General features: G+C 71.3%; 12 protein-coding genes. 3 read left to right on the top strand and 9 right to left on the bottom strand.

Annotated features, from left to right (window positions below; genetic code table 11):
- Positions 1-14: 14 nt before the first annotated feature.
- The gene (locus ACLQ25_RS06495; protein WP_425729988.1) at positions 15-1832 is read right to left on the bottom strand and encodes a SpoIIE family protein phosphatase; all 1818 of its coding nucleotides are present in this window, start codon (positions 1830-1832) and stop codon (positions 15-17) included.
- A 158-nt stretch (positions 1833-1990) separates the two neighbouring features.
- Here ACLQ25_RS06495 and ACLQ25_RS06490 point away from each other — a divergent pair, with 158 nt between their 5' ends.
- Positions 1991-2917 (top strand): 2-hydroxyacid dehydrogenase, encoded by a 927-nt coding sequence (locus tag ACLQ25_RS06490; RefSeq protein ID WP_425729987.1) that lies wholly within the window; start codon positions 1991-1993, stop codon positions 2915-2917.
- Positions 2918-2941: 24 nt separating this feature from the next.
- Here ACLQ25_RS06490 and ACLQ25_RS06485 read toward each other — a convergent pair whose 3' ends face one another.
- Positions 2942-3334: a PH domain-containing protein gene (locus tag ACLQ25_RS06485; protein WP_425729986.1), complete on the bottom strand. Its 393-nt coding sequence runs from the start codon at positions 3332-3334 to the stop codon at positions 2942-2944.
- A gap of 260 nt (positions 3335-3594) precedes the next feature.
- On the opposite strand from ACLQ25_RS06485, the gene ACLQ25_RS06480 reads away from it, so the two are divergent.
- Entirely contained in the window at positions 3595-5940 is a 2346-nt protein-coding gene (locus tag ACLQ25_RS06480; RefSeq protein WP_425729985.1) for an EAL domain-containing protein, read from the top strand.
- Between the two features lie 9 nt (positions 5941-5949).
- Here the strand turns inward: ACLQ25_RS06480 and ACLQ25_RS06475 are convergent, their stop codons facing one another.
- Complete coding sequence (locus tag ACLQ25_RS06475) at positions 5950-6969, bottom strand: LacI family DNA-binding transcriptional regulator (protein WP_425729984.1); 1020 nt, start codon at positions 6967-6969, stop codon at positions 5950-5952.
- Positions 6970-7133: 164 nt separating this feature from the next.
- On the opposite strand from ACLQ25_RS06475, the gene ACLQ25_RS06470 reads away from it, so the two are divergent.
- Complete coding sequence (locus ACLQ25_RS06470) at positions 7134-9542, top strand: glycoside hydrolase family 2 protein (protein WP_425730098.1); 2409 nt, start codon at positions 7134-7136, stop codon at positions 9540-9542.
- 180 nt (positions 9543-9722) lie between these two features.
- Here the strand turns inward: ACLQ25_RS06470 and ACLQ25_RS06465 are convergent, their stop codons facing one another.
- From ACLQ25_RS06465 to ACLQ25_RS06440, 6 genes are all read right to left on the bottom strand, one after another.
- Positions 9723-10658 carry an HNH endonuclease gene (locus ACLQ25_RS06465; RefSeq protein ID WP_425729983.1) on the bottom strand — a complete coding sequence of 312 codons (936 nt, stop codon included), beginning with the start codon at positions 10656-10658 and terminating at the stop codon, positions 9723-9725.
- Positions 10659-10768: 110 nt separating this feature from the next.
- Positions 10769-11194: a hypothetical protein gene (locus tag ACLQ25_RS06460; protein ID WP_425729982.1), complete on the bottom strand. Its 426-nt coding sequence runs from the start codon at positions 11192-11194 to the stop codon at positions 10769-10771.
- The gene (locus tag ACLQ25_RS06455; RefSeq protein ID WP_425729981.1) at positions 11181-11834 is read right to left on the bottom strand and encodes a hypothetical protein; all 654 of its coding nucleotides are present in this window, start codon (positions 11832-11834) and stop codon (positions 11181-11183) included. The genes ACLQ25_RS06460 and ACLQ25_RS06455 overlap by 14 nt, the downstream gene beginning before the upstream one ends.
- Positions 11831-12091: a hypothetical protein gene (locus ACLQ25_RS06450; RefSeq protein WP_425729980.1), complete on the bottom strand. Its 261-nt coding sequence runs from the start codon at positions 12089-12091 to the stop codon at positions 11831-11833. Before ACLQ25_RS06450 ends, ACLQ25_RS06455 begins: the two co-directional genes overlap by 4 nt.
- Before the next feature lie 16 nt (positions 12092-12107).
- Positions 12108-12371 carry a hypothetical protein gene (locus ACLQ25_RS06445; protein ID WP_425729979.1) on the bottom strand — a complete coding sequence of 88 codons (264 nt, stop codon included), beginning with the start codon at positions 12369-12371 and terminating at the stop codon, positions 12108-12110.
- A gap of 90 nt (positions 12372-12461) precedes the next feature.
- A complete protein-coding gene (locus tag ACLQ25_RS06440) occupies positions 12462-12893 on the bottom strand; it encodes a hypothetical protein (RefSeq protein ID WP_425729978.1) in 432 nt (143 codons plus the stop codon).
- Between the last annotated feature and the right edge of the window lie 627 nt (positions 12894-13520).

Raw genomic sequence — 13520 nt, 5'->3', positions numbered from 1 at the left:
GAGGTCCACCGCTCTCAGCGGGCTCGGACCGCCAGCAGTGCCGTATCGTCCTCGCGACGGTGGATCGACGCGAGCAGCAGGTCGCACAGATCGTCCAGGGGCATCGTGTCGGTGCCGGTCAGCCGGCCCACCAGCTCGGCGAGCCCGTCGTCGATGGACCGGTCCCGACGCTCGATCAGCCCGTCGGTGTAGAGCAGCAGCGTGTCTCCGGTGGTCAGACCGGTCGAGTGGCTGGTACGCGGCGTGGGCCGGGCCAGGCCGAGCAACGGCTCGGGCGTCGCGTCGAGGACTTCCACCGCACCGCCGGCGCGGACCATCAGGGCCGGTGGGTGCCCGGCGTTGCACCACGTCAGTTCGCGGACACCGGAGCGTTCGGGGCCGATCCGCACCAGCGTGGCGGTGGCCGCGATGGGTAGCCGCAGACCGCGGATCGCGTCGTCCAGGTGGCTCACCAGCGCCCCGACCTCGTCGCGCCGGCCGAACGCGTTGCCGCGTACCAGGTTGCGGAGCTGACCCATGGTCGCGGCGGCCTCGATGTCGTGCCCGGCCACGTCCCCGATCGCCGCGATCAGGTCGCCGTCGGGCTGCACGAAGGCGTCGTACCAGTCGCCGCCCACCTCCACCCGGTCGGCGGCCGGCTGGTAGCGGGCCGCCAGCTCCAGCTCCGGCACCAGCGGCAGTCGTGGCAGCATGCTGTGTTGCAGGACCTCCGCGACGTGCCGTTGCTCCCCGTACATCGAGCTGTTGCCGATGGCCTGCCCCGCGCGGCGGCCGATGTCCACGGCGGTGAGCAGGTCGCGGTCGTCGAACTGTTGGCGGCCCGGGGTGTTGACCAGGGTGATGGCGCCCAGCACGGTGCCGCCGACGGCCTGTACCGGCACGCTGAGGTACGAGGCGATGCCCAGCCGCTCGGCGATCGTCGACATCTCCGGATCGGTGGTGCCCCGGGCCACGTCGCCCAGCGACGCCGCGCCGCCGAGCCGGGGCTGACCGGTGCGCAGCACCGTCCGGATGATGGACTCCTGGCTCAGGCCGGTACGCAGCAGTTCCGCGAAGCGGTCGATGTCCGGCATCCGGGCCTGGTCGCGGTGCACGGCGACGACCTCGCGGGGCTGGCCCGTCGGCCCGACGAGGGTGAGCAGGCACCAGTCGGCGAGCAGCGGCACCATGGCGGCGGCGAGCCGGCGCAGCGATGTCCCCACGTCCAGCGTGCCGGCGAGCGTCTCGCTCACGCCGGCCAGCAGCTCCAGCCGTTCGTGCGCGCGGACGACCCGACGACGCGCCTCCTGGGCCCCGTCCAGCGCGATCCGCAGGCGCAACTCCGACGAGCAGGCGGCGGCGAGGTCGGACAGGGTCCGCAGTTGTCGGGCGCTCCACGCCCGGGGCTTGTTGTCGATGGCGCACAGCGACCCGAGCACCCGGCCGGAGAGGTCGGTCAACGGCATCCCGGCGTACGCGACGACGCCGAGATCGTCGATGGCCAGGTTGTCCCGTACGCGGGGGTAGAGCCGGGCGTCCGGCAGCACCATGGGTACCTCGATGTCCACCACGTGCTGGCAGAACGAGTGGCTCAACGGGGTCTGCCGCCGCTGCGACCACGGCTCCGGCAGACCGACCGCGCCCGGGAAGAACTGCCGGTCGGCGGAGACCAGCGAGACGAGCGCGACCGGCACCTCCAGCAGGTCGCTGACCAGTCGGGCGAACCGGTCGAACGCCTCGTCCGGAGCCGCGTCCAGCCCCGTGTCGGCGAGCGCGCGCAGCCGCGCCGCGTCGGCGAGCGCCGGAGGTGGGGTGCTCGAACGTCGCGCGCGGGCGGGGGAGCCGTCGGTCATCGAGCGCCTGTCTGCCGGGGTGGAGGCGGACCTGCCCTCCGACTCTCGGTTATACCTTGTCACGGGCGGACCGGACACCGGTGTGTCGCGTCTCGCCTGGTGCGCGGTTTCCGCCGTGCCCGCGCCGGCCACCGTGGCGACGGCTATCGTCGGCGGTCGTGAAGGTATGGATTCCGCACCAGGCTGGCCTGGACCTCGTTGGCGAGCTGCCGCCGGGCGTGACGGTGGAGGTCGCCGAGCGCGCCGACCGCCTGCCGTCCGCCGTGGCCGACGTCCGCTTCTGGGTGCCGCCGTTCCTGAGCGGCTCGGACGCCACCGCTCCGCTGGGCGGGTTGCCCGACCTGGAGGTGGTGCAACTGCTCTCCGCCGGGGCGGACGCCTGGGTCGGCCGGATGCCCAACGGGGTCACGCTCTGCGACGCCCGGGGGGTGCACGATCCGTCCACCGCCGAGTGGGTGGTCACCGCGATCCTGGCCCAGCTTCGGGCGTTTCCCGCCTTTGCCCGCGCGCAGGGGCAGCGGCGGTGGGCGTACGACGGCAACGCGCCGACCGACGAGCTGACCGGCAAGCGGGTGCTGATCGTCGGGGCCGGCTCGATCGGCACTGCGGTGCGCGACCGGCTCGCGCCGTTCGGGGTGAGCTTCACCCTGGTCGCGCGCAGCGCCCGGCCGGAGCAGTCGGTGCACGCCGTCGCGGAGCTGCCGCGACTGCTGCCCGACGCCGACGTGGTGGTGGTGCTGGTGCCGCTCACCGACCAGACCCGAGGTCTGATCGACAAGGACTTCCTGGCCGCGATGCCCGACGGGGCGCTGCTGGTCAACGCGGCCCGAGGTCCGGTGGCCCGTACCGACGCGCTCGTCGCCGAACTGGCCACCGGCCGGATCTCGGCCGCGCTGGACGTCACCGACCCGGAGCCGTTGCCCGCCGAATCTCCTCTGTGGACGATGCCGAACGTGCTGCTCACACCGCACGTGGCGGGGTCGGTGCGGGGGCTGCTGCCGCGTGCGTACCGGCTGGTCGGCGAGCAGGTACGGCGGTTCGCCGCCGGTGAACCGCTCGTCAACAGGGTGGTCGACGGCTACTGAGAGCCGGCGGGCGGGAGCGGCCGCTTACGCGCCGGGCGTCTCGGCGGATTCGTCCGGCATCCTCTGGCCGGTGGCCGAGACCAGGCGGGGCAGGTCGGTGCCGCGTACCGCCGGCAGGACGACCTGCTGGCCGTCGTCGAGTCGGGCGACGGCCCGTCCGCGTGCGTCGGTGGCGAACTCGACGACATGGTCCCAGCCGATCCGGCGTTGCCCGAACAGCGCCCGCAGGCGCAGCTCCCGGGAGTCGGCGTCGGTGCCGGCCCGCCAGGCCCACACCCCGACGCCCAGCGGGACGAGCAGCACCGGCAGCAGGTACGCCCGGGCGTTCGCCAGGGGCAGGGCGCCGATGAAGGCGATGACCGAGGCGACCAGGATGGCTTGGTTGAAACGGAAGCGGACCGTGTCGGGCGTACTCACCCCGCGATGATCCCACCCCTGGTCGGCCGGGGTCGCGGCGGGCGGTGTCACGGTTGCCCGCACGCGTACAGTGACACGGGTCACTGCTTCGTGCCGATGACCGACGCGTAACCAATCCGGTCGCCGGTCGTTTCCCAGTGTTGGGCAGCGGACTCGCAACATCCGCCGCCCGTGTCACCGCAGCACCACCGCACCACCCGCACCACCCGCACCACCCGCACCGCCGCACCGCCCCGTGCCCCCTCACGAAGGCGACCGCCGTGCTCCTCGCGTACCCGTTCCGTCTCCTCGTCCCCCGCCGGGCGGCCCCGGAGGCCGCCGTGTCCACGGCCGTGGCGCTGCTGGTCCTCGCCGGGGTGGCGGGTATGGTCCCGACCCCGATGGTGATCGCGTTGGCCGGTGGCGCGGGCGCCACCCTGGCTGGCGTACGACTCTCCCGGCTGGCCGCCGGTCGGCCCGCACCGCCGTCGAGCGACTCCCCGGGGCGGGTGGGGCTGGTCCTGCTCGACGCGGCGGTGGTGGCGGCCGGCTGGGTCGCGGCCGCCCTGCCGCTGGTCGACACCGAGCAACGCGCGGTCGCGCTGCTCGGGTGGCTCACCGTCGCGGCCCTGTCCGTGGCCGGGCTGCGCGGGCTCCCGGCACGGACACCCTCGCCGACCCGACTGCGGGAGGTGGTCGAGGCGACGGGACCGACGGTCGGTCTGACCCTTGCCGGGTGGTTGCTCCTACCCGTGGACGCTCTCCCCGCACCGGCCCGGCTGGTCGCGGCGCTGGTGCTGGCCGGGTTGGGCATCGCCGCACTCAGCGCGTTCACGGGCGCCGGGCGACGCTCGGGCCACGCGATCTGCCGGGGAGGCCTCCTGCTCACCCTGGTCGGTCTGGCGCTCTTGACGATCCTGCCGCCCGCGTCGTCGGGGCGCGCGCCACTCCTCGCGGTGCCGCCGCTGGTGCTCGGCATGCTGCTGACGGCCCTGGGCGCGACCTCGGCGCTAGCGTCGGCCAGCTCGACGCCGCCGTCCGGTTCACCGGTCACGACCTGGCCACGGGCGGTCCTCCCGGCGTCGGTCCTGCTGCTCGCGGCGGGCCTGCACCTCGGTTCCGGTCGCACTCCGGACCGGACGAGTCTGTTGCTCGCCCTGGCGGCGGTGCCACCCCTGGTCCTGCGGGAGCTGCTGCGCGGCGGTGACGGGGGCGTCCCCGAGCGGCCCGCCGCGCACCGCCGGGACGCCGACCACACGGTCCGCCGCCGGGAGCCGCAACCGCCGTGGCAGGCCCCGACAGCCGATTCGTGGACTCCGGCGGCCGACGTCGACGCGACGTGGCCCGACACGGGTGTCTCCTGGTCGCGCCATGGGTTCGGCCCGGCCGGCGAGGGATCGGGGGACCGGGCGGCCCTGCTCGCCGCCCTCGCCTCGATCGGCGACGTGCCCGCCCCGGCCGGTGCGCTGCTGCTGGTGGAGCTGCACGGCATCGAAGGGCTCGGCCCGGTGGCCCGCGAGGACGCGCTTGCCGAGGCCGCCCTGCGGGCACGGGCGGTCGTCGCGCCCGGCGATCTGGTAACCGCCTGCGCCGGCCACGGTTTCGCGGTGGTCACCGGCGCGGGGCCCGTGCTGGCGTACGCGCTGGGCACCCGGCTGCTGAGTACGCTCACGTCGCCCTACCGGTTGGCCGGGTCGGTGTTGCGCGTCCAGGCGAGCATCGGGCTGGCCGAGGTCAGTGGCGCGGGGCCGGCCGACGTGCTCCGTCAGGCCGAGCTGGCCCGGCGGCGGGCGGTGCAGCTGGGCCGGGACCGGGTCGAGTGGTACGACGCGTTCCTGGAGGAGCAGCTGGTTCGTCGGCTCGACCTGGAACGCGAGCTGCCGGGCGCGGTCGCCCGGGGCGAACTGGACCTGGTCTACCAACCGGTGCTCGACCTGACCGACCGTCAGCCGGTGGGCGCCGAGGCGCTGCTGCGGTGGCGTAGCCCGGTCCTCGGCACGGTGCTCCCGGCCGAGCTGCTGCCGGTCGCCGAGGACCTGGATCTGGTCGGCGAACTGGAGTGGTGGGTGCTGGACCGGGCCTGTCGGCAGTTGGCGGCCTGGTCGGCGGGCCCCCGGGAGCTGTGGATGGCCGTCAACGTGACCACCCGCGAACTGACCACGCCCGACTTCGTGCAGCGCGCCGCGGCGGTCCTGGCCGCGTACGGAGTGCCGCCCGAGCGTCTGGTGGTGGAGGTGGCCGAGCCGAGGGTCGCCGCCGACCTGTCGACGGTGGTGGCCCGGCTCGCGGGTCTCCGGTCGTTGGGCGTGCGCACCGCGCTCGACGACTTCCGGCCCGAACACGCCTCGCTGGCCCACCTGCGCCGGCTGCCGATCGACCTGCTGAAGGTGGGGCCCGACCTGGTCGGGGCCGAGCCCACGGGACAGCCGCCGCTGATCGACGTGGTGGTCAACGTCGGTGAACGGTTGGGTGTGGAAATCGTCGCGGAGGGGTTGGAGTCGCCCACCCAGGTCGAGGGCGCCCATCGGGCCGGCTGCCGTTACGGGCAGGGTTTCGCCCTGTCCCGTCCGGCGACCGCCGAACGCGTCGAGGCGTACTTCGAGGAGTTTCCCTCGGCGTACCGGTGATGAACCGGTTCACCTCTCCCGGGGCGGCGCCGTACTGCCACGCGGGGTCAACTGCGGTGTCTCGTCCCGCAACCGGGTCGCCGGCTCGCCCGCGATGACGCCGAGCAGGTGGCGGGCCGCGTGCGCGCCGTACGCGGAGATGTCGCGGCCCAGGGCCGTCAACGGCGGGTGCACCAGCCGGCACAGCGGCGAGTCGTCCCAGGCCACGATGGACAGGTCGGCCGGCACGGTCAGGCCCATCTCCTGGGCCACCGAGAGTCCCGCGATGGCCATCACGTCGTTGTCGTAGATGACCGCGGTGGGCCGGGAGGTGGCGCTGAGCAGTCGTCGCGTGGCCCGGCCGCCCTCCTCGCCGGTGTAGTCGGAGAAGACGGTGACCGTGTCAGAGAGGCCGAGACGCCGGCACACCGCCGCGAAGGCGTCGGTACGGATCTCGGTGTGCCGCAGGTCGGGCAGGCCACCGACCCGGGCGATCCGGCGGTGCCCGAGCGCGACCAGGTACTCCACGGCCTCGGTCAGCGCCGCCGCGTCGTCCGAGAAGAGGCTGGCCAACTCCCCGGTGCCGCCCGGCCCGCCGATGACCACGGCCGGCAGGCGCAGCTGTTCCAGGGCGGGGATGCGCTCGTCGTCGGTGCGCAGGTCGCAGACGAGGACACCGTCCACCCGGCGCTCGCCCCACCACCGCCGGTAGACGGCGATCTCGGCGTCGTGATCGGCCACCACCTGCAACGTCAGCGCGTACGCGCGGGCCGACAGTTCGGCCTCCACGCCACTGATCAGCGCCATGAAGAACGGTTCGACGCCCAGCGTGCGCGCGGGGCGGCACAGGGCCAGGCCGACGGCCCGTGCGGTGGCGGCGGAGAGTGCCCGCGCGGCGCTGCTCGGACTGAACCCGATCTCGGTGGCGATGGCGAGGATGCGCTGCCGGGTGGCCTCGGAGACGCCGGGCTGCCCGTTCAACGCGTACGACACGGCGCCCTTGGACACCCCCGCCCGTCGGGCGACGTCCGCGATTGTCGGCCGCTTCACCGCGTGCTCCTTAGCCGCTGAGGGGCCCGTCAACCGCTCGTTGACAGCCCGGAGGTCGGACCGTACGGTGGCTGAGCTTATCCGGTTCAGCTAACGTCTCGATCACGAAGGTGCGGTGAATCGTGAGCCGACAGGCCCTGCACGACGGCTGGACGCTGCGGGCGATGTCCGACGTGGACGTGCCCGCGGAGATCGCCGACCGGACCGTACCGGCGACCGTGCCCGGGTGTGTCCACACCGACCTGCTCGACGCCGGGCTGATCCCCGACCCGTACCTCGACGACAACGAGTCGTCGCTGGCCTGGATCGGCCGCGCCGACTGGCGCTACCGGACGACCTTCCGTCCGCCGGCCGGCGACCACGACCGGGTCGACCTGGTGTGCGGTGGCCTGGACACCGTCGCCACCGTCAGCGTCAACGGCGTCGAGGTCGGCCGCACCGAGAACATGCACCGCGGTTACCGGTTCGACGTCCGCGCGCTGCTGCGCGCCGGCGACAACGAGCTGACCGTCGCGTTCGACTCCGCGTACCGCTACGCCGAGGCGCAGCGCGACCGACTCGGCGACCGACCCAACGCGTACCCGGAGCCCTTCCAGTTCGTCCGCAAGATGGCCTGCAACTTCGGCTGGGACTGGGGGCCGACACTTGTCACCGCCGGCATCTGGCAGGACATCGGCCTGCACGCCTGGTCCACCGCCCGGCTGGACACCGTCCGTCCGCTGGTCACCCTCGACGGCCGCGACGGTCGCGTCGAGGTGCACGTCGAGGTCGAGCAGGTCGCGGACGTCCCGCTGACCGTCCGGGCCGCCGTCGGCGGCGTCCACGCCGAGGCCGTCGTCGAGGCCGGCCAGCGCACGGCCGTGATGACCCTCGCCGTCCGCGAGCCCACGCTCTGGTGGCCCCGGGGGTACGGCGAACAGGCCCGCCACCTGCTGGACGTGACCCTGCACGCGCCGGACGGCGACACCCTGGACACCTGGTCCCGGCGGATCGGCTTCCGCTCCGTCCGCCTGGACACCACGCCCGACGAGCACGGCACCCCGTTCGCGCTCTCGGTCAACGACGTGCCCGTCTTCGTCCGGGGCGTCAACTGGATCCCCGACGACGCGTTCCCCACCCGGATCACCCGCGACCGGCTCGCCGAGCGGTTCGACCAGGCCGCCGCCGCCAACGTCAACCTGCTGCGCGTCTGGGGCGGCGGCCGGTACGAGTCGGAGGACTTCTACGACCTCGCCGACGAACGCGGCCTGCTCGTTCAACAGGACTTCCTCTTCGCCTGCGCCGCGTACCCCGAGGAGGAACCCTTCGCCAGCGAAGTGGCCGCCGAGGCCGCCGAGCAGGTGACCCGCCTGACGCCGCACCCGTCGCTGGTGCTCTGGACCGGCAACAACGAGAACATCTGGGGCTGGCACGACTGGGACTGGCAGGAAGCCCTGGCCGGGCGCACCTGGGGACGCGGCTACTACCTCGACGTACTGCCGCGCATCGTCGGCGAGCTGGACCCGACCCGCCCGTACTGGCCGGGCAGCCCCTGGTCGGGAAGCGAGACCATCCACCCCAACGACCCGGCGCACGGCACCACCCACATCTGGGACGTGTGGAACACCGACGACTACACGAAGTACCGCGAGTACGTGCCGCGCTTCGTGGCCGAGTTCGGCTACCAGGCGCCACCCACGTACGCCACGCTGCGGCGGGCGCTCAGCGACGAACCCCTCGCCCCCGACTCGCCGGGCATGGCCCACCACCAGAAGGCGGCCGGCGGTGACGCCAAGCTCCAGCGGGGCCTGGACGCCCACCTGCCCGCTCCGGCCGACTTCGACGACTGGCACTACCTCACGCAGCTCAACCAGGCGCGGGCCATCCAGCTCGGGGTGGAGCACTTCCGCTCCCACCGCGACGTCTGCGCCGGCACGATCGTCTGGCAGCTCAACGACTGCTGGCCGGTGACCTCCTGGTCGGCCGTCGACGGCGACGGCCGCCGCAAACCCCTGTGGTACGCGCTACGCCACGCGTACGCCGACCGGCTGCTGACCGTGCAACCCCGCGACGGCGGGCTGGCTCTTGTCGCCGTCAACGAGACCGGCGAGCCGTGGCGGCCGTCTGTCTCGGTGACCCGGCTGACTCTGAGCGGCGAACCTCGGGCGAAGACGACGGTTCAGGCGGACGTTCCGGCGTACTCCTCGAAGACGCTGGCGCTGCCGGCGGAGCTGGCGCGGCCGGACGAGAGCCGTCGTGAACTGCTGGTCGCGGATACCGGCGACACGGCGGAGCGTGCGCTGTGGTTCTTCGCCGAGGACCGGGACGTCGACTGGCCGGCGGCGGCCTGGGACGCGACGGTCGAGCCGGTCGACGGCGGTCAGCGGGTCCGGGTGACGGCGCGAACGGTGCTGCGCGACCTGACGCTGTACCCGGACCGTCTGGACGGGTCGGCGTCCGTCGACAAGGCCCTGGTCACACTGTTGCCGGGAGAGTCGGCCACGTTCATGATGCGGTCCAAGGGCCTGCTGGACGCCGACGCGCTGACGGCCCGGCCGGTGCTGCGCTGCGTGAACGACCTCACCCTCCGCTGAGCGCTTGGTCGCCTGCTCTGCGGCCGCCACCCTCAATCACCTCGGTCGGAGGCGGCCCCACCTCCATGATCACCCTCGAACCTGGAAGTAGTGGCCTTCGCAGCGCAGGCAGGCCACTACTTCCAGGTTCGACACGATTATCCGCGCTTTCACCGACGCTCAGGCTTCAGACGCCGTCGGTCAGGTCGCCTGGTACACCTCGTCGAGGTGCCATTCCAGGTACTGGCGATGCGGGCGGTCGCGAGCGGCGGCCGGAACGGCGATCGAGGTGCCGGCGCGGGCATAGAACTGTTCTCCGTTGCCGAACTCGGCCCGTAGGCGCGGACTGACCATCAATCGGTACTTGGGGTCGACGCCCAGGTAGCCATGGTCAAAGAGAGTGTGCACATCGGACCGGAGCAGCAGTCCGTTGTCCAACCTGTGCTCGCCTCCCGCCGGGAGCGGTTTGATGTGCGCTGCCTGGAGCACCGGCTGAACCCGGTCACCCGTGATCGCGCACCGCCGGCCGTACGCGTCGAGCACCACAGCCTTGAACGACTGTTGCCCCAACCGGTTCGGCGTCAGGCGGGGATCTCCGAACACCGGCCCGGGTCGGTGCCAGGGCTGACTGAGGTCGATCTCTACGGAGGCACCGAGCAGTCGTCCCATCAATATCTCGAAGTATCCGGACGTCGCGTTGTCGGCGACGTCGTAGCCCTTGCCCTGCACGACGTTCGGGGCAAACAAGGGCGGCGGCTCGGATGGCTCCGCAGCGGGGAAGAAGACGGTGTCACGGATAAGGACGCAGCCGATCAGCGGGTCCTCGGAGGCGGCGATTGGCTCAGACCGGTAGCGTCCGACGATCCGCCGCATCGCGGCGAGGTCCGGGACCCCGTTCCCCTCCCGGAAGAAATCCCACGCCTCGGAGATTTTCAGTTGCGCGAAACCGCTGAAGAAGCCGCCGCCCACCACGCTGTTGTGCGGGTGGTGGCTCTTGAAGAAGAAGGGCTCGCCGGGTGACAACGCGCGGAAGACACGTGAACCGGCGGGCCGCCAGAAGTTGACCTCGGTGAGGTGCGGGCGAGCCGCCAGGAACCGCGACCAGTCCCCGTCGGTCACCCCGACATAGGCCTTCATGGGGATCATTCTGTCGGGCCAACTGCCACTCCGTCAGCCCTTGCCGACTGTCATGATCGCGACGAGCCCGGCCAGCGGGACAATCCAACCTCTATGAGTACGGTGCCAGTTCACACTTGGCTGGCAAGGTCTGCCGCCGCGGCGAGGAGAGCGTCCAGATCTTCGTCTGAAGTGGCACCATGCCCCAGAATCCGCAAGATCACCAGACCCTGGACCCTTCCGGCCATCTCAGGGTCGATGTCCGTCTCGATGTCCGGGTTCACTGCGGCGCGGATCAACCGCTCGGCCGCGTTAGCGTCGATCTCTGGTGTGCCGGCCGGTGTGCTCGCTCGCATGTCGGCCACGAACCGAACGATCTCACCCGGGCTGGTCTGCTCGTCGAAGCGCCGGTTGACCGCGAAGTAGAAGACAGCACCTAGCAGGGTCGGAAAACCATCCCATCCAAGCTCATCAAGGCGGGCCTCGACCCGATCGTTGGCCTCGTGGTCACCTCTGATCATCGTCCGGATGTAGTCGACCATCTCAGGGCTGCTCATCAGATCGCTTCCTTTCGCGGCGCTTCTTTGCCATGGTCCAGACACCCCGAAGTCCTACGACGACCGCGCCAGCAGCTATGATGACTGATGTGACAGGGTGCTCCAACTGGGGACGATCAGCCGGCGTGCCGGGGTTGGCGGGAGTCGACGTCGTGCTGCCAGTCGACCCCGAGCCCTTCAGACTCTTCTGTAGCGCGCGAAGGCCAGCGGTGACCGACTGCTCGGTCTGCTTGAGAGTGTCCTCGGAGTCGTCCGCCTTCTTGACGTGACGGCGGAGGAACGCCTCTGCTTTGCTGCTGCGGCCCTCGGCTTCCTCCACCAGTCGATCGCCCGACGGCGATGCGGCATCGTCTGGCCCGGAAGACGCGGCGCCGGGGGCGATGGTGTTGATGTAAAGGGTGATGTGTCGAGCGGCTTTGGCCAGGAGGCGGGCATAGCGCTCGGATTTGTCACGGGCCACCTCGGCGTCGGCGGTGGCCTCCCGCAACTGTGGGTCGCTGCTACCCCGACGGACATCTTTCAGAAGGGCCAGGGCATGCTCCGCGTCCGCGCGAGCGCGTAAGGCCCTGACGGTGGCGGCGTCGAGCTGTCCTCGTACGGCGAGAAGCTGCGCGACGAGTTCGCCGATGCTGCCGCTCATCCGAGTTGATTGAGGTATCGAGTTGCGCGTTCCGCAATGGTGACAAATCGGCGGCGGGTCGGCTCAACCTCGGCATCCGCAGCGAGGAGTGCCTGCTGGACGGTTTTCACGTCCTCGTTTTGGCTGTCGTTCAGGATGGCCTCTGCCGCCGCGCTCGCTGCCTTCGCCCCGGCGGATGCCCGATCTAAAGTGTCCCTCCCGTGGAGGGCCGCTTCGGTGGCCGCACGTAGGCCTACCTTGACCTCGCCGACGCTCATCGTGGCGGTTGGGTGTTCAGCCGAGCACGCCGATGTAGCGGCGTGCCGCTTCCGCGCTGCCCTGCACCAGGGTCATGGCCTCGGCCAGACGCTGTTTGCTCTGCTCGCCCCGGGCGATGGCTTCGGCGATTGTCGGGTGTCCGGTGCCGGCGGCGATGGCGCGTAGCCGGGCCAGCATCTGCTCGGTGTTCTCGGCGGCGGCCCGGACTTGGTTGACCGTGACGTTGCCCTGCTCGGCGGCCTGCATCAGCGCCGCCTTGACTTCCTCGATGCTGGCCATGCCGCCTCCGTCTGCCGATCGCGCCAACGAGTTCACGTTTGCGTGGTCGGACGGACACTATCGGACAGGGGAGCTGGCATGCAGCCCCGGCTAGAGGTATTCGGCGGCCGTCCGCTCCACGTCGCGGATGAACTCCTCCAACTGCGCCTCGGTGGGATCGCGGTCCTGCAGCAACTTGCCGAGGAAGACGATCTGCATCTGGAGGGCCGTCTCCGGGCTGAGGTTGTCGATGAGGCTGACCTCGCCGAGGGCCGCGCGGACGAGACCTTCCATCTCCAGCGTGGGCAGCGACTCCGCGCCGGGGAACTGGTAGCGAGTCTCGGCCACGAACCGGGCGACGGCGGTGGAGGAGTGGCCGGCGGCGAAGCGGTCGTTGACCGCGATGGCGAACGCCGCGCCGATCACCTGGTTACCGCCCTGCCAGCCGGACGTCTCCAGCCCGTCCAGGAGTTGGTCCACCGTGCCCCAGTTACGCCGTGCCATCGCGCGGATCAGGTCGCCGAACTCGGTCCGTACGCTCACGATCTCGTAACCTCGCTATCCCCTTGCGGATCGAGTGAACAGAGTCGTGGAGGGCGACGCTCGCCACCAGCCCCACCACGACGAGATGCCCCGCCGCGTCGGGTGCCTCGTTGAGCAGGCGCTGACTAACGGTAGGCCCGACCGCTGGCGTTGTGGTGCCGGCTTGCTGAGCCCCTGCCGGCCCTTGTGGACCGCGAACAATCTCAAATGCTTCCCTGACCACAGTCACGGACTTCTGGGTGTTGTCCTGAAGATCCTCGGTCTTCCTGGTCATCGTACTCAGGAAGGAAGCGACGTTCTTTCGTGCGGATTCGCGTTCCACGGCCTCGGCGAGCAGATCCTCGCCTGACGGCGTGACTGAATCGCTTGGCTGCTGTGTCGGTGCGGGGCGGGTTGCCGGCGACTTCGACATCAACACCTTTGCCCGCCTGCTAGGCGGGGGAGGCTACGACTCTGGCTACCGGCTGGGGTCGAATGAGGTGATCTCAGCAAGATTCGGCGGCCGAGTGGGGATGACACGGGCGTAACGTCCATACCGGACGGCGTTGGATATGGACGTGGAGCCATCGATAGACAGGTTCTTGCGACAGAATCCAGTCTTCGAGAGGGCTCCACGTGATCGCCTAT

Origin of the sequence: Micromonospora sp. DT44 (assembly GCF_049841635.1) — a bacterium.
Taxonomy (GTDB): Bacteria; Actinomycetota; Actinomycetes; order Mycobacteriales; family Micromonosporaceae; genus Micromonospora.
This window is presented reverse-complemented; position numbering and strand designations above follow the sequence as displayed.